This is a genomic window from Sphingomonas sp. Leaf407, from assembly GCF_001425385.1.
Lineage (GTDB): Bacteria > Pseudomonadota > Alphaproteobacteria > Sphingomonadales > Sphingomonadaceae > Sphingomonas.
The window spans coordinates 481,946-498,629 of record NZ_LMQO01000002.1; the positions used below are offsets into that span (position 1 = coordinate 481,946).

The window sequence follows — 16,684 nt, forward strand, 5'->3', positions numbered from 1 at the left end:
TTGCCGCTCCGGGGCTTCCCCCGCTAGGCGGCAGCCCCATGACCTTCTTCAAACCGCTGCTGCCCGGCACGACCCTGCTCCCCCGGCTGATCGCCTGTGTCGGTGCCGGGATCGGCATCGCGCTGACGATGGTGGTGTGCGCCGGGCTCCCTGCGCTTGGCTCCGATCTGCCGATCATCGTCGCGCCGCTGGGGGCCTCCGCCGTGCTGGTCTTCGCGGTGCCGGCCAGCCCGCTGGCGCAGCCATGGCCGGTGCTCGGCGGCAATATCCTCTCGACATTGGTCGGGGTGGCAGCGTTCGACCTGATCCCCAACGTCGAGGTCGCGGCCGGGGTCGCGGTCGGGGCGGCGATCGCGCTGATGTCGCTGCTGCGGTGCCTGCATCCCCCCGGCGGCGCGGCGGCGCTGACCGCCGTGATCGGCAGCGCGGGCGTGCATGACGCGGGCTATGCCTTCGCCTTCGCACCGGTCGGCATCAATTCGATTGCGCTCGTCAGCCTCGCGATGGTCTGGCACCGCGCGACCCTGCGCAGCTATCCGCACCGCGCCATGCCTGCCCCGCTGCCGGTCACGCTCGACCCTGCCGACATCGACGCGGCGCTGGCCGACATGCACGAAAGCTTCGACATTGCGCGCGAGGATCTGGACGCGCTGCTCGCCCATGCCGAACGCCATGCGGCCGGGCGGCGGCGTTAGCGCCCGGCCAGTTCCGCATAGAGATCGCGGTACGCGCCGATGATCGTCGGGTGGTCGTAATCGCGCAGCACCCGCCGCCGCATCGCCTCACCCATTTCCCAGCGGACGGTCGGTTCGCCGGCGATCGCGCAGATGCCCGCCGCCGTCGCCTGCGGATTGACCAGCGGGGTGACGATCCCGCCATGTCCCGGATCATGCGCGCCGCGTCCCTCGATCATCTCGCGGCAACTGCCGACATCGGGCGCGACCACCGGGATGCCGCACGCCCCCCCTTCGAGGATGACGAGCGGCTGCGCTTCGGACAGGCTGGTCAGCACCAGCAGGTCGATGCGGTTCATCCATTCCTCGATCTTCACGCGCCCGGCGAAGGTCAGCACGTCGCCCAGCTTCAGGTCGGCGACGAGGCGCGTGCATTCGGCGGCATATTCGGGGTCCTCGTCCTCCGGCCCCAGCACCACGAAGCGCAGATGCGGCTTGTCGGCATGGGCGATGGCGCAGGCGCGGATGAAGGTCTTGATGTCCTTGATCGGCACCACCCGGCCGAGCAGCGCCACCAGCGGGTGATCGGGATCGCGCGCATCGGCCAGATGCGCGAAGCGGCGCGCGTCGATACCGTTGGGGATCACCCGCACCCGGTCCGCCGCCGCCCCCAGCCGCCGCTGCACCGCGTTGTTCTCACCGTATAGCGCGACGATCGGATCGCAGGCGTCGTAGCAGGCGGTGGCATAGCTGGTGAAGGCACGCACCCACAGGTCGCGCAGATCGCGCACGGTGCGGTCCATCTCGAGTCCCGTGTCGACCTGATCGCCGATCCATTCGGCCATCATCACCTCGATCTGGCGTTCGAGCAGATAGATGCCATGTTCGGTGATGAACGATGGCCGCCCCGTCACCCGCGCCGCGCGCGCCGCCAGCAGCCCGGCAAAGCCGGTCGAGATGGTGTGATAGGCCCGCGCCCGGGGCAACGGCGCGGTCAGCACCGCCAGCAATCCGCCGAGCAGCACGCGCATCGCCCAGAAATAATGGTGGAACGACGCCTTGGGCAACAGCGCCTGATAATGGCGCTTCAACCGGGCGAAGGTGGCGGGATGCGCCAGAATATCGCCGGGGGTCAGCCGCCGGGTGCCCTCGTCCAGCAGGTCGATCAGTTTGCCGAGCGTCGCCGCCCCGCCCACCGCGACGAATTCGATCAGCGCGTCGGCGATTGCTGTCGCATGGGCACGCGGCAGGCCGCGCGGCATCGCGGTTTCGGGGGCGAGGCCGATCTCGACGACCTGCACAACATTGGGCGGCGGGGTCAGTTGAAAGGGCAGGGGGGCCGCCGATGGCTTGATCGCGACGATCGCGAAGCGGATGTCGGGCAGGTTGGCGATCAGGTCCTGCAACCATCCCGACACCCCGCCGACGACATAGGGGTAGGCCCCCTCGACGATCAGGCAGATGTCGACCTCGCGCCCGTCACGCATGTCGTCGCTCATGCCGCCGCGCTGTCCCGCCACCATGCGCTTGCCTGCGCCATGCGCTCGCCGCCGACCGGCCGGTCGGCGCCTGCGACCAGCGCGTCGATCGCGGCATAGTCGCCCGCCGCCCACAGCGCCTCGACCCGCACCGCGTCCGCATTGTCGTCGTCCAGCAAGGCCAGCGCATCGTCGCGCAGATGCCCGCGCTGCGAATCGGACAGCAGCACATTGGCGCGGGCATGATCGGCCAGCAGCGCGATCAGCGTCGCGCGGGTTTCCCTGTCCGCCGCATCGGCCTCCAGTGCCGCGCGGCCGACCGCCAGATTCTGTACCACCCGCGCGGATGCGGCGGCGGCCAGCGCGCGGATCGTCTGGTCGCTGTCGGTCAGCGCCAGCGCGATCAGCGGCGAGAGCGCCGGCTGGAACGATCGCACCACCGTCTCCAGCGCGCGGCGGCGCTCGGCGACATGGCCGTGGCGCATCACCGTCACCAGCGAATGGAGCGTCTCCGCCTCGGCATGGAGCACCCGCCCGTCGAGCATCCGCGCGACCGCGAGGCTTGCCCCGCGCTGCCCCGGCCGGGCGCGCGCCGCTAGTTCGGGCAGCGGCAACGGCGGACGCTCGACCCGCGGCAGATGGACGATGATCCAGCCGACCAGCAGCAACGCCGCCGGCCCGAAGATGCCGGCCATGGCGGACGCGAAATCGACCCGCCGCCCCTCGCGCAGCCACAAGGCATAGCCGACCGCGACCAGCAGCGCATGCGCCGCCAGCACCACCGCGCCGCCGCCGACCACGCCGAACGCGATGACGCCAAGGTCGATCGCCGCCGCCACCGGCAACGCCACTCTCACGCGACACGCCCCGACGGCTGGATCATCGTCGCGTTGCCGCGCTCGCGCACGGTGATGAGCGGGGTCAGCCAGCCGCCGATCTCGGCCATCTCCGCCAGCGCATGGGCGTTGAGTGCGGCGAACGGCAGGGCGTGGATCACCAGACAGCCGGCGATCCGCCCGCTTTCCACCTGCGCCAGTGGAATGGCGACGACGCCGATCCCCGCCAGCGCAGGCCGGTCGGCGCGACGGCCGACATGGATCGGCCCCTGCCGCCGCCGCGCCAACGTCGCCAGCGCGTCGGGCAGCACCTCGGGCCGGGTCATCGCGCTGGCCCCGCGCAGCCATGCGCGCGCCTCGGTCCCGGCGAAGCGGTAGCAGGTGAAATCCTCGCTGCGCGCCGCCATCGCGATCAGCGCGGCCAATGCGACACGCCGCTCGGCCGGATCGCTCGAGCCCAGCCTGCTGGCGGTGGCGACGACATGGCCGAGCGTGCGCGGGTCGGTCGCCACCTCGACCTGCAGCGTGCGGTTGGTGCGGGCAAGGCGGTGGAACGCTTCGGTCAGCCGCGCGACGTTGCGCCGCGCGACGCTGGCCCGCCGGTCGAGCAGATGGTAGCGTGCGGTGCGCAACATCGTCACCTCGCCCACCGCCACCGCCGCTACGAACCACAACAGCGGCGGCAGCGACAGGTGGAACAGATGGTCGAGATAATCGCGCTCCGCCGCGCCCGGCGCGGCATGGAGCAGCCACAGCGCCGAAGCGATCGCCGCCGCCGCCAATGCGGGCATCGTGCCATAGGCCAGCGCCATGACCAGCACCGGCAGCCACAGCGGATTGGGCTGCACCTTCGCGAACGCGCCGCCGGTGCCGAGCAGCCGGTCGAGCAGCAACAGCGCGCCGAACCCGACGACCAGTTCGGCGGCGATCCGGCCGATGCGTTTCCGGGTCGCGGTCATCGTCCGTTCCCCAGCCCGCGGCTGACCTGTGCGCGCGCGAACACCTGTTCGCCGGGAAAGCCCGGCCGCGCGATCGAGGTGATGCCGCCGCTCGCCTCGATCCGCCACGCGGTCGCGACCGGCAGGTTGAGGCCGAGGCTGGCATTGGGGCCGTTGCCGCCGAAGCGATCGACCGTCCAGCCGGCAAGGCCGGTCAGTTGCGCCTCGCCGAACGCGCCGCTGAGCAACCCTTGCAGCGTATGATTCTCGCGGTTCACCAGATCGACGATCGCGCTGCCGTCGCCATAGCGGCGCAGCCGCTGGACATATTCGCCTTCCAGCCGATAGGTGAGGCCGAACGCGATGCCGCCGCGCCGCACGATATAGTCGAGCCCGCCGGCCAGCGTCAGCGTGTCGCTCGCCCCGCCCATGCCGGCGAGGCCGTAGCGATTGGCCCCGACGTCGATCTGCCCAACGAGGCCGGGCGCGATGCGATAGCCACCACCGGCGGTGATCCGCGACAGATGCCCGCCGCCGATCGACTGTTCGACCGTCGAATAATCGGGCTGGTGCAGCAGCAGCGCGGCGCGCCATTGTGCCTCGGCCGAGCCAGCGGTCACGCGCACGCCGCCGCCGGTAACGCCGCTGTCGATCGCGCCGGCCAGCACCGCCTGCACCCGCGTCGCGTCGCCCACCCGCGCGGTCGCCGCCAGATCGACGATCGGGTCGACGTAACTTTCGCGCCGCGTGCCGGTATCGACCCGGCTGGCGACCGCGCGCACCCCGCCGCCCAGCGTCAGCGTGTCGCCCACGGCTACATCGGCGCGCGCCGCGCTCTCGACCTGCGACAAGTCGCCACCGCTGCGCAGCGTCGCGCCGACGCTGGCCGTGCCAGGCGCGAACGCCTGTGCGCGGCGCGCGGTGCGATCGGTCGCGCCGATCCGGCGATACGCCTTGGCCGCGCCGCGCAGGTCGCCATCGGCGTTGCGCGCGTCGGCGACGATCCGCCCGACGCGCGGATCGTCGGGATAGGCGTGCGCCAGGGCCTCGGCAGCGCGACGTCCCTGTCCCGGATAGCCCGCCGCGACATCCGCCTCGATCGCCAGCAGCCGCGTGTCGAGTTCGACTGGCTGGTCGGGCGCGTCGACGACGATGTCATCGGCATGCGCGGCAAAGACGATCGCAATCGCCGATCCGCTGGCGCGCCACGTCATGTCCCACCCGGCGGCGGGACGCAGGACGAGGCTGTCGTCGTTCCAGCGCAGGTCGCCGATCGCATCGCCGGCGGCGGCGCGAAACGCATCGATCGCCGCGTCGTCGATCGGCTGGTCGGACCGCACGACCAGTTCGCCATCCCGCGCCTCGGCGGCGATCGCGGTGCCCGGCCGCCACACCAGCCGTGCGCCGTCGCCGACGACGCGGGCGTCGCTCAGCACGGCGGGGGGCACGCGCAGCATTGGTGCCTGCGCGGCGAGAAGGGCGAGGAAGATCATTGTGCCAGCACCATTCGCGCACGCCCCGGCTGCCCCTGCGCGATCAGCAGCCGGGCATGAAGATTGGCCAGCGTCCGGTCGGCGGGATCGGCGTCGCGCAGCGCCTCGACCATCGCCACCGCCTCGCGCCCGCGCCCCAGCCGGTCGAGCAGTTCGGCGCGGGTCCGCCCCGCCTCGGGCGTCGCGGCCAGCGCACGTTCCAGCCACGGCCGCGCCGCGCCTGCGCCGTTCGCCTTGGCCTGCGCATCGGCCATCAGCCGGATCGCGGCGACATCGTTCGGATGATCGCCCAGATGATCGCGCAACAACGCGATCGTCCGTGCGGCATCGCCACCGTTCCACGCACTCCACGCCAGATCGATCCGGTCGCGGGGGAAGGCGATTCCCGCCGCGATCCGCGCACGCGCCAGCGCCGCCGCCTGCGCCGGATCGACGCGGCGCGGGGTCGCGCCGCTCGCCGCGCGCAACTGATCGACCGACAGCGCCCGCCCGTCGAGCAGCCGCGCCAGCACTGCCCGCGCGCCCGCGCCATCGCCCGCCGCATTGGCCAGCGTCAGCCGGGTCAGCAACGTCTCGTTCCTGTCGGCCAGCGGATGGCGGCCAAGGAACGCCAGCGCCTCGGCCGGGCGGTCGCGCTCGGCATAGGCGCTCAGCCATTGCCGCTGTTCGTCGGCGTCGCCGCTCAGCGTGCGCTGCCGCAACCACGCCAGATCGCGGGCATCGGGCCTTGGTCCCAGCAAATACAGCAACCGCCTGGCCGCCGCGCGATCGGTCCCGCCGGTCGCCGACGCGCGCATCAGCAGCGCGGTCGCATCGTCGCGCGCGCCCAGCGCCAGCAACCGTTCGGCGAGTATCGGCAGATCGGCCCCGCTCGCCCCGGCACGCGCCATCACCTGCGCGCGCAACCCCGCCTTGTCGCCGGCTTGGGCAAGAATCGCCTCGCGCGCCGCCTCGACCTGCGCGGGCGGCAGCATCCCCGCCGCCGCGAGCGCGCCCGCCCGGTCGCCACGCGCCTGCGCCACCCGGATCGCGGTCCACGGGTCCTTCGCGCGCCAGTCGCTGCTGACCCGGTCGAGCGTCGCAATCAGGTCATAGCGTTTCCGCTGCTCCAGCCGCTGGACGAGGTCGAGCGTCAGCGCCGCATCGGGCCGGGGAATCGCCCCGGCCTGCGCCGCGCGCACCAGTAGGTCGGGCCGGTCGAGCGCATAGGCCGCCGCGACGATCGCCGGGGCGGGCACCTCGCCGCGTCCCTCGACCGTCCGCGCCAGCAGCGCCGCCGCCTCGTCCTTCCGCCCGGCCTTTGCCAGCAGGTCCATCCTCAGCGGCCAACTCGCCGCGCTCGCCCCGTCGGGCCGCGCCGCCAGATAGGCGAGCGCCACCGGCCCGCGCCCGGCGGCGGCAAGGTCATAGGCGACCTGCAGCGTCGTCACCTTCTCGCCCGCGTCGATCAGCCGCTGGGTCAGCGCCGCCAGCGTCGCGGCATCGGCGGTCGCGATCTGCGCGGCGATCGCCGGCAGCGGCGGCGGACGGTCGAGCGGGATCACCGGCGTGGGCCGCGCCGGCGGCGGCACCGCGACCGACACGACGATCGGCGGCCTTGCGCGCCGTTCGACATGCAGCACCTCCAGCGGTCCAGGCAGCAGCAGCGCGGCGGCGGCAAGGATCGCCAGCCCCGCGACCACCGGCACGCCGATCGCCAGCCACCGGTCGGGTGCCGCCCTCATCTACCCGGCTCCGGCCACAACCGGTCGAGCGCCAGCGTCGAGACATAGGGGAGGAACCCCGCCGCCCGTTCGCGGGCATAGAGCGCGGCGACGGCGGTCGGATCGGCGGGGTCCCAGTAATCGAGCGTATGCAGCGCCAGCCGGGGATTGATCGCGGCGGCACGCCGGAGCCGGTCGGCCTGCCACTGCCAGTCGCTCTCCGACAGGGTTTCATACGCCTTGGTCGCGAAGTTCCACCGCGTCGCCATCGCCTCGCCCAGCACATGGTCGATGCTCGGCGCGACCGAATCGAGCAGGGCATAGCCCCGGTTCAGCATGATGCGAATCGCGGGAAACCGCGCGCGCACGGCGGCGATCAGCGCGGCCCCTGCCTGCACCATGGCCTTGTTCCTGATCGGGTCCTGCCGTTCCATTGCCTCGGCGTTATCCATCGTATCGATGAAGATTCCGTCATAACCCTTGGCCAATATCGCCGGCACGATCGTATCGATCACCGCGTTCGTCCACGCCGGATGGCGCAGGTCGACGAAGCGCGCGTCGGGCCAGTGCGGGTTGGGCTTGCCGAGTGCGCCGGCCTTGTCCAGCGCGGCGAAATAGGGGCGCTGCCGCTCGACCTCGCCGAAGCTGACATAGCCGAGCAGCTTCGACCCCGGCCCGCGCAGCGGCGCGATCGGCCGGGCGTGATGCGGCTCCAGGACGAGCAGGCCATAGCCCTGCGCCACGGCGGGCACGCTCGCCGCACCATAATCGACCGCCCAGCGCAGCGTCGCGGGCGGACTGCCTTCGGCGCGACGGCGCAGCGCCACGGTCAGCGCCATGGCGCCCGCGCCCAGCGTCATCAGCCGCCGCCGTCCGATCATCGTCACAACCAACGCCCTCCGTGCCCGACGACCGCGGGATTGTTACCGACGAACAACAGGTACGTCAGGTTCACGCTCGCCTCCGCGACCAGCGCGATGCCGACCGACGCACCGACCACCGCGCCCGCCATATAGCCCCAGCCGAACGCCGCGAACCCCGCATCGAACTGCGCCCAGGTGGCGATCGCGCTGCCGATCGCAAAGGCGGTCCATGTCGCCAGGATGCGCCCGAACAGGTCGTAATAGGCGAGCACCACCGTGGTCGCGATCGCGATCAGGTGGAACACGACCCCCGCCGAAGTCTGGCGAAACGCGAAGATCGCGCGCATGTCCGCGCCGATCAGGTCGAACAGCGGCACCGCTAGCACCCATGCCAGCGCCGCGACCAGCAACTGCACCAGCACCAGCAGGCGGATACCGTCGATCATCGTGCGCACCACGTCGCCGCGCGCCTCCTCGATCCGCTCCATCGTCGACGTGCCGGTACAGCGCGCCAGCATGCTGCCGAACGCCCGGTCGAACCGCGTCTCGGTGACGATCAGCAGCAGCGTCAGCCCCGGCACGATCGTCAGCAGGCCGAGGAAACTGCCCTCGTCGTTGATCGGATTGAGCCGCAACAGCCCCAGCGCCCAGCCACTTTCAGGACCGAACCACAAAATCCATTTGTCGATCCAGATCGCCGCGACCCCGGCCACCCCGGCCAGCGCGATGATCGTCGCCAGCCGCCTTGGCATTGCTTGCGGAGAGGGCAGCACCGGATCGCCCGCGAAATGGCGGCGCAACAGCAACAGGATCGCGCCCAGCGTCGTGCCGATCCCCAGCGTCACCACCGCCAGCACGCTCGTCAGCCCGGCGTGCGGGATCAGCAGCAGGACCCCGGTCGACAGCGCGATGCCGAGCAGATAGGCGGCGGGCACCGCGCGGAACCGGTTGAGCGTGGTCAGCATCGGCGCCGCGATCCAGATCTGCGTCAGCCACGCCAGCGTCACTGCCGACAGCAGCGCCGGCCACAGCGACAATCCGGCCAGCAGCGCGAACAGGATGACGCCTGCCGCCAGCCCGATCGCGCCCCCCGCCGCCAGCGCGACCAGCAGGATGCCGGGGATCGCCGCCGCGTCGCGCGCGAAGATGCGATCGGCGACCAGCCGCGTCGCGACGAGGCCGATCGGCGCGGCGGCCAGCGCCGACAGGCTGAACGCATAGATCAGCACCGTCTGCACGACATGCGCGGCATCGCCGCTCAGGTGATGCGCCGCCCAGCGTTCGAGCAGGATCATCGCGCCTGCGGTGATGAGCCACGGCCCCGAACTGATGATCGCGCCATGCACGGCGGCCCCGGCGATCCCGCCGACCCCGCCCTCGCGCGCCACCCGCGCCAGTTGAAACCCGATACCCGCCATGACCGTCCTCTACCCCGGCCATAGCCGGGGTTTCGTAACAGTGCCTTACAGGAAGAAGTCGTTGGCGGTCAGATTGTGGTGGCCGAGCAGCGCGATCGAGAAGTCGGCGACGCTGCCGACCCCGGTATTGCCCTCGACGACGGTATATTCCTTGCCGTCGATCATCTGGAAGCTGAAGCGGAGCTGCGCCGCGCCGGTGAACTTCGCGCCGGCGTTGCCGAGCAGGCTGAACGCCTGATCTCCGCGCGCCAACGACGACGTGTTGGCGTCGATCGCCGACAGGTCGATCTTGTCCTCGCCCGAACGGAAATCGGTGATGACATCGCGCAGCGACGACGACGTCAGCGAATCGCCGCTGCGCTCGAACCGGAACACGTCGGCGCCGGCACCACCGGTCATGACGTCGCGGTCGTCGCCGCCGATCAGCGTGTCGTTGCCGTCGCCACCGTTCAGCGTGTCGCGCCCGTCGCCGCCGATCAGCGTGTCGTTGCCGCCAAGGCCGTTCAGCACGTCGTTGCCCCAGCTCCCGTTGAGCATGTCCTGCTCGCTGGTGCCGTTCATCGTTTCGGAAAAGATCGTTCCGGTCTGGTTCAGCCCGACGACGTCCTTCACGAACACCCACAGCAACTGCTTGTCGCTGACGCCGTAGGAATCGGTCGCGACGACGGTCACGTCATAGATGTTGTTGCGATCGGAATCCTGCGGGTTCTCGAAATCGGGCGCGGTCTTGAACGTCAGCACGCCGCTCACCGGATCGATATTGAACAGCGATCCCTCGCCCCCTGCCGCGATCGAATAACGGATGCTGTCGCCGTCGCGCAGATTGGGGTCGGTCGCGGTGACGGTCGCGACCGCGGCCGTGTTCTCGTTCACCGAGATCGATCCGTTGTCGCCGCCCCCCGACGAGGTGATCGTCGGTCCGCCGGTCTGTTCGAACACGTTCCTGACCGTCACGTACAACAGTTGCTTGTCGGTCGCACCGAACGAATCGGTCGCGACGACGGTCACGTCATAGATGTTGTTGCGGTCCGAATCCTGCGGGTTCTCGAAATCGGGGGCGTTCTTGAACGTCACCACGCCGGTCACCGGATCGACATTGAACAGATGGCCTTCACGACCCGGCTCGATCGAATAGCGCACGCTGTCGCCGTCGCGCAGGTCCGGGTCGGTCGCGACGACGGTCGCGACGGCGGTGGTGTTCTCGTTGATCGCCGGAACCCATGCCGCATCGCTGCCCGCGAACGAGGTGATCGTCGGCCCGCCGGTCTGTTCGACCGCGTTCTTGACGTTCACCCACAGCAACTGCTTGTCGACCACGCCGCGCGCATCGGTGGCGACGACGGTGACGTCATAGATGTTGTCGCGGTTCGAATCCTGCGGGTTCTCGAAATCGGGGGCCTTGATGAACTTCAGCACGCCCGTCACCGGGTCGATCTCGAACAGCCGGCCTTCGCCGCCCTCGCCGATCGAATAGCGGATCGTGTCGCCCTGCGCGACGTTCGGATCGGTGGCGATGACCGCGCCGACGATCGTGCTGTTCTCGGTCAGCGTCATCTGGCCCCAGTCGCCGCCGCCGGCCGAGGTGATCGTCGGGCCGGCGTTGGCGATCTGCTGCAGCTTCACGACATGGCTGCCGATCGCGCCCAGATCGATCGTCGCGACCTCGCCGATCAGCGATTCGAGCTTGCCACCCTCGACCGTGATCCAGTTGGTGCCCGGCGCCTTCAGGTCGATCTTGACCTTGCCCTCGCCCTCGGCGGTGAAGCTGATGTCCTTGCCGTCGCCCGTCACCGATTGCAGCGACGCGCGCATCGGCAGCTCGGTGATGTGGGTCACGTCGTCGGCCGCCGCGCCCATCTTGATCTCGAAGGTGCCGCCCGCCATCGGCAGGAACACCTTGTCGCCGCTGTACGCATACCAGCCGGTGACGCTCTGGATGACCTGCCCCGTCTTCTGCCCGTCGACGTCGAGCGCGAACACGCCGGTGCCGAGCGGCGAGGTGACGTTGGCGGTGATCGTGTCGCCGACCACGTTGGTGACGATGCTTGCCTGATCGAACGCCTGCACCCGCGCGGCCAGATCGGCGAGAGTCACGAATTCGATGCCGCTCTTGGCGGCCATCGCGACGAATTCGGTAAACATCGCCTGGGTATAGGCGCTCGCCTGACCGTCGGCCGACCACATCGTCGGGCCGTAATCGTGCCACGGCCACACCACCACCGGCGCGTCGCCATTGGCGGTCAGCGTCGCGAATTCCTTGGCCCACACCGCCTGCGCCTCGGCGACGGTCTTCTTCTGGAACTCGATCAGCGAGAAATCGAACGAGGTGTTCGGCGCGATATAGACCTGGCCCGACTTCGCATTGTCGGGGTTCATGAAGCCGATGGCGTTGGGATAGCCCGCGCCGACCCCCGAATAGCCGCCCGACAGATACTGCACGTATTTCAGGATTTCCTGCGACGTGGCGATCTGTTCGGGTGCGCCCGGCACCGCCGCGCCCGTCACCTTCGCATCGCGGCCGATGAAGTCGCTGATCGCCTTCTGCAATTCGGCACGGCTCTGGCCGAATTCATAGGCGACCTGATCGGGGGTCAGGATGTTGGTGTCGTGCGGGTGGGTGTAGCTGTGCGTCCCGATCTCGTTGCCCATGTCGAGCAGCGCTTTGTAATAGGGCAGCGACACCGCCCAGTCGGTCGACTGGCCCGTCGTCGGGCTGTTGCCGATGTTGACGTAATAGCTGCCGACGAAGTTGTATTTTTCCTTCCAGTCGGCGAGCAGCGGGATCAGCTTGTCATAGATGCCCGGCGCATTGCCTTCCGGGTTCACCTCGTCGCGCTCCTGGCTCTGGTCCATGTCGACGCGCGAGGCGAACAGGCCGCTCTGCCGCGTCATCTGGAGACCGACCGACAGGCCGCTGCCATGGACCGAATAGTCGATCGCCTTCTGCAGCATGTTCTCGTCGGCCATCACCGCTTCGGACGAGAAAATGACGTTGCGCCCGCCGGTCTGCGTCGCGATCGCCGCCGAATAGGTTTCGCCGTTCACCGTCGCGGTCGCGATCGTCTGGCCGGTGTTGCTCTCGCTCTTGAAGGCGTTCCAGCCGACGCCCTTATATTCATGCACGACCTGTCCGTCGGCATAGCCATCGAGCACGGTGCCGTTGGGATCGGTCGCCCGAACCGTCACGTCGGCCGGGAAGCCGCCGGTCACGCGCGTTGCGTCGAACAACAGCTTCATCCGGCTGTAGCTGTCGCCCGGCAGCGCGTTGCCCGCCTGGTCGTTGGTCATGAACTCGCCGGCGGCGACGAGGCCGATGCCGAACTGCTTGGTCGCCTGCTCCAGCGTCTGCGCGATCAGGTCGACCTTGCTCGCATCGACGTTGCGGAACGAGGGGAAGACGATGCTGTCATATTTTGCCAGCGTCGACAGGCTGGTCAGATCGCTCTCGGTCAGCACGTCGAACGGCACGCCCGCCTGCATCGCCTGGCTCTGCGCCGCCATGAACAACTGCGAATAGGCGGTCTTGCTGAAATAGGCGTTGGCGGTCGACTCCGACCACACGATCGCGATGCGGTGCGCCGGGTCGGCGGCGATGCCGGTGTCGTTGAACACGGTGAACGGCGTCGACGAATAATTGCCCGGCAGGAACACGTCGTCGTTCACGTCGAAGATGGTGTCGATCGCCTGCGGATTGCCGATCGCCGCCTTGGGCACGCGGAACTCGACGGTCGACTTGTCCGCCGACCACACCGCCTCGAGATTGGCGAGCACCAGCGTCTCGCCGGCCTTGCCGGTATAGAGCGATACGGTGCCGTCGCCGTTGAAATTGACGTTGTATTCCGCCCCGCCGGCGAACCCGAACACCTGATGGCCGGTGGTCGCGTTACGATCGGTGTTGAGCCACGCGGTCGTGTTCGCACCGATGACGCCCGGCGCCTTCAGCGCGAAGGCGAAGGTGTCGCCGTCGCTCTTGGCATAGATCGCATAGCCCTCGCCCAGCCCACGGTCGATCCGGTCCGCCTGGTTCCAGTCGTTCAGATTCCCGTCGAGCGTGATCGGAGTCGCGTTCGCCATTGCCACCTAATCCCATGAATTCGATGGGACGGCGCTTCGCACCCCGCAACTAGTATCGCAAGTATCCATAAGGCGGTCGCAAGTCGCTGCTATGGTTAATCCGTATCACGCTGACACGCGGGGTGCGAATTCGGGACGATTCGGCCTGTTCGTCCCGAAATATTGATTATCGCACCGATCGCCGGTCGTGCAGCCAGTCGTTCAGCAGCATCGTCACCTCGCCCGGCCGTTCGAGCGGGGAGAGGTGTCCGCAGTTGCGCAGGATGCGGAACTCGGCATGCGGAATGCGCCGTGCCAGCGCGCGCGCATCGTCGGGCATGCAGATGCGGTCGCGGTCGCCGACCGCCACCAGCGTGGGCACATGGATCGCGCCGATCGCGTCGCTGATGTCAGGCCGTTCGAGCAGCGCGCGCCGCTGCCGTTCGAACACGGTGGCGCCGACGCGCTCGGCCATCGCCTGTGCCGGGCCGCTGACGATCGGGCTGAGCGAGGGGTCGGCGTGCGGCGCGGTGGCCAGCATGCCCTGTTCGCCCACCGTCCGGCTGCGCACGTCCATCGACGCGCGCGTGCCGAACAGGGCGATGCGCACCACCCGGTCGGGCGCCTGCCGCACCATCTCCATCGCGACATAGCCGCCCAGACTGACCCCGGCGACCGCGAAGCGCGGCGGCGCTTGCGCCAGCACGCGCGCGGCCATCGCCTCCAGCGTGTCGTCTTGCGACAGATCGTTGAACTCGGGGGCCGCGACATCGGCCAGATCGAGGATCTGGTGCGCCCAGAGCCTCCCGTCGCATCCCATCGCGGGCAGCAGCATCAACGGTACGAGCGGGGCTTCCATGGCCGGTATCTCCAGACTCAGCGGGCAGGGCGAAAGGCGAGGGGGGCGGCGACGAGCACGAGCACGACGCGCGTCAGGTGATGGACGATGACGAACCCGGGTTCGAGCGACAGGCCGAGCGCGACCATGCTCATCTCCGCCAGCCCGCCGGGCGAATAGCCCAGCGTCAGCAGGACGGGATCGAACCCGGTAAGATAGGCGATGGCGCAGGCCCATAGCGCAGTCAGCCCCAGCAGGATCGCGGTCGACCCCGCCGCCAGTGCCAGCGTGCGCAGCAAGACGGGCAGGGTCAGCCCGACGAAGCGGCAGCCGATCGTCGCACCCAATCCGACCTGCGCGGCGGCGACCACCGCGGCGGGAATGCGGAAATCGCTGAAGCCGGTCACATGCACCGCCGCACTCACCGCCAGCGGGCCGATCAAGTGCCACGCCGGCAGCCGCAGCGCCCGCCCGACGACGAGGCCGATCGCCATGCAGCCCAAGGCCCATGGCAACAGGCTCCATGCGAACGCCCCGCCGCCGATCGTGGCCGCCACCGCCGTCTCGCCCGGCCGGATCAGGTGCAGCGCCCATGGCAAGGTGAACACCACCAGAAAGATACGCGCACCGTGGATCAGCCCGATCGCGCGTTCGTCCGCCCCCCGGTCGGCCCCCATTAACACCATCTCGGCGATGCCGCCGGGCATGCCTGCGAAATAGGCGGTGGCCGGATCGAACTTCGCGACGCGCTTGAAATAGGTGACGCACAGGATCGCCGCGCTTCCGAGGAAGAACGGCAGGCACAGCAGCGGCACGATCCATTCCCGCGCCTGCGCCCACAGCCCCGGATGGAAGCTGCTGCCCAGCACCACCCCGATCACCGCCGCCATCGGCCGCCTTGTCGCCGATGACGCGCGGATCGGCGCGCCGGCGACGCTGGCGACCGCGCAGGCCGCCATCGACCCCAGCACCCACGGCAACGGCGCACCGGCCGCATCGAACGCCGCCCCGCCCGCACCCCCCACCGCCAGCGCGGCGAGGAAGCGCAAGGTAATCGAGGCGGCGTCCCCGTTCATTACGCCACGAACGGGAAGGCGAGGGCGATCATGCCGACGATCGTCATCACCACGCACACCCCGATCGCGGGGAGCAGCGTGAACTTCTGGTGATCGGCCAGATCGATACCCGCAAGGCTGACCAGCAGATAGGTCGAGGGGACCAGCGGGCTGAGCAGATGCACCGGCTGCCCCATCAGCGACGCACGCGCGATCGCCATCGGCGACACGCCGTAATGCGATCCCGCTTCGGCAAGGATCGGCAGCATCCCGAAGTAGAAAGCGTCGTTGCTGATGAAGAAGGTGAAGGGGAGCGAGAGGAGCGCGGTGATCGGCGCCATATACGGCCCGAACGCGGGCGGGATGAAGCCGACGACTTCCTTGCTCATCGCCTCGACCATGCCGGTGCCCGACAGGATACCGGTGAAGATGCCGGCGGCGAAGATCAGCGAGACGACCGACAGCACGTTGCCGGCATGCGCGGCGATCCGCTCCTTCTGTTCGGCGACCTGTGGATAGTTGACGATCATCGCGATGGCGAAGGCGATCATCATCAGCACCGACAGCGGCAGGATGCCCCACACCAGCAGCGTCAGCAGCGCCACGACCAGCGCGCCGTTGAACCAGATCAGGTGCGGCCGGCGCGCCTCGGGATATTGCGATACCGCCATGCCGGTGAACTCGGTCGGCTGGTTGGCCTTCACATGGCCGATGCGGCGGCGTTCCTTCTTGCCGAACCAGAAGGCGAGCGCGAGCAGCGCGCCGAGGCCGACGAGCATGCCGGGGATCAGCGGCAGGAACAGCTCGGCCGGATCGAGCTTCAACGCGCTGGCCGCGCGCGCGGTCGGCCCGCCCCATGGCGTCAGGTTCATGATGCCGCTGGTCAGCATCAACAGGCAGCACAGGTACAGCCGGTTCATGTCATAGCGTTTGTAGAGCGGCAGCAGCGCGGCGATGGTGATGATATAGGTCGTCGACCCATCGCCATCGAGGCTGACGACCGCGCACAGCGCGACCGTGCCGAGCAGGATGCGCAAGGGATCGCCATGCACCAGCCGGATCAGCTTTCCGACCAGCGGGTCGAACAGGCCGGTATCGGTCATGGTCGAGAAGAACAGGATCGCGAACAGCAGCATCACGCCGGTGGGGGCGAGGTTCTTGATGCCGTCGATCATCATGTCGCCAAGCCCCGCCGCCTGTCCGGCGATGACGCCGAACATCGTGGGGATGACGATCAACGCCACCAGCGGCGTCATCTTCTTCGTCATGATGAGGGTCATGAAGACCGCCACCATCGCGAAGCCAAGCAGGGCGAGGCTCATGTCAGTGTCTCCG

General features: G+C 69.2%; 12 protein-coding genes. 1 reads left to right on the plus strand and 11 read right to left on the minus strand.

Annotated features, from left to right (window positions below; all coding sequences use genetic code 11):
- Nucleotides 1-38: 38 nt before the first annotated feature.
- Nucleotides 39-695: an HPP family protein gene (locus tag ASG37_RS08600; protein ID WP_055758286.1), complete on the plus strand. Its 657-nt coding sequence runs from the start codon at nt 39-41 to the stop codon at nt 693-695.
- Here the strand turns inward: ASG37_RS08600 and pelF are convergent.
- The 11 genes from pelF to ASG37_RS08655 all read right to left on the minus strand — a co-directional run bounded on the left by pelF (nt 692) and on the right by ASG37_RS08655 (nt 16,671).
- Nucleotides 692-2,173: a GT4 family glycosyltransferase PelF gene (gene pelF / locus ASG37_RS08605; protein WP_082448200.1), complete on the minus strand. Its 1,482-nt coding sequence runs from the start codon at nt 2,171-2,173 to the stop codon at nt 692-694. The genes ASG37_RS08600 and pelF overlap by 4 nt on opposite strands.
- Nucleotides 2,170-3,009: a hypothetical protein gene (locus ASG37_RS08610; protein ID WP_156349081.1), complete on the minus strand. Its 840-nt coding sequence runs from the start codon at nt 3,007-3,009 to the stop codon at nt 2,170-2,172. The genes pelF and ASG37_RS08610 overlap by 4 nt, the downstream gene beginning before the upstream one ends.
- Nucleotides 3,006-3,947 (minus strand): hypothetical protein, encoded by a 942-nt coding sequence (locus tag ASG37_RS08615; protein WP_055758293.1) that lies wholly within the window; start codon nt 3,945-3,947, stop codon nt 3,006-3,008. The genes ASG37_RS08610 and ASG37_RS08615 overlap by 4 nt, the downstream gene beginning before the upstream one ends.
- Nucleotides 3,944-5,419: a hypothetical protein gene (locus ASG37_RS08620; protein WP_055758296.1), complete on the minus strand. Its 1,476-nt coding sequence runs from the start codon at nt 5,417-5,419 to the stop codon at nt 3,944-3,946. Before ASG37_RS08620 ends, ASG37_RS08615 begins: the two co-directional genes overlap by 4 nt.
- Nucleotides 5,416-7,143 carry a hypothetical protein gene (locus ASG37_RS08625; protein WP_055758299.1) on the minus strand — a complete coding sequence of 576 codons (1,728 nt, stop codon included), beginning with the start codon at nt 7,141-7,143 and terminating at the stop codon, nt 5,416-5,418. The genes ASG37_RS08620 and ASG37_RS08625 overlap by 4 nt, the downstream gene beginning before the upstream one ends.
- The gene (locus ASG37_RS08630; RefSeq protein WP_055758303.1) at nt 7,140-8,003 is read right to left on the minus strand and encodes an endo alpha-1,4 polygalactosaminidase; all 864 of its coding nucleotides are present in this window, start codon (nt 8,001-8,003) and stop codon (nt 7,140-7,142) included. Before ASG37_RS08630 ends, ASG37_RS08625 begins: the two co-directional genes overlap by 4 nt.
- A gap of 2 nt (nt 8,004-8,005) precedes the next feature.
- Nucleotides 8,006-9,403, minus strand: a complete 1,398-nt coding sequence (pelG, locus tag ASG37_RS08635; protein ID WP_055758306.1) for an exopolysaccharide Pel transporter PelG — start codon at nt 9,401-9,403, stop codon at nt 8,006-8,008.
- 45 nt (nt 9,404-9,448) lie between these two features.
- The gene (locus tag ASG37_RS08640) at nt 9,449-13,477 is read right to left on the minus strand and encodes a cadherin domain-containing protein (RefSeq protein ID WP_082448136.1); all 4,029 of its coding nucleotides are present in this window, start codon (nt 13,475-13,477) and stop codon (nt 9,449-9,451) included.
- A 166-nt stretch (nt 13,478-13,643) separates the two neighbouring features.
- On the minus strand, nt 13,644-14,315 hold the full coding sequence (locus ASG37_RS08645; protein ID WP_055758307.1) for an alpha/beta fold hydrolase: 672 nt from the start codon (nt 14,313-14,315) through the stop codon (nt 13,644-13,646).
- Between the two features lie 17 nt (nt 14,316-14,332).
- The gene (locus ASG37_RS08650) at nt 14,333-15,370 is read right to left on the minus strand and encodes an AbrB family transcriptional regulator (RefSeq protein ID WP_055758310.1); all 1,038 of its coding nucleotides are present in this window, start codon (nt 15,368-15,370) and stop codon (nt 14,333-14,335) included.
- Complete coding sequence (locus ASG37_RS08655; RefSeq protein ID WP_055758313.1) at nt 15,370-16,671, minus strand: CitMHS family transporter; 1,302 nt, start codon at nt 16,669-16,671, stop codon at nt 15,370-15,372. Before ASG37_RS08655 ends, ASG37_RS08650 begins: the two co-directional genes overlap by 1 nt.
- Nucleotides 16,672-16,684 lie beyond the last annotated feature (13 nt).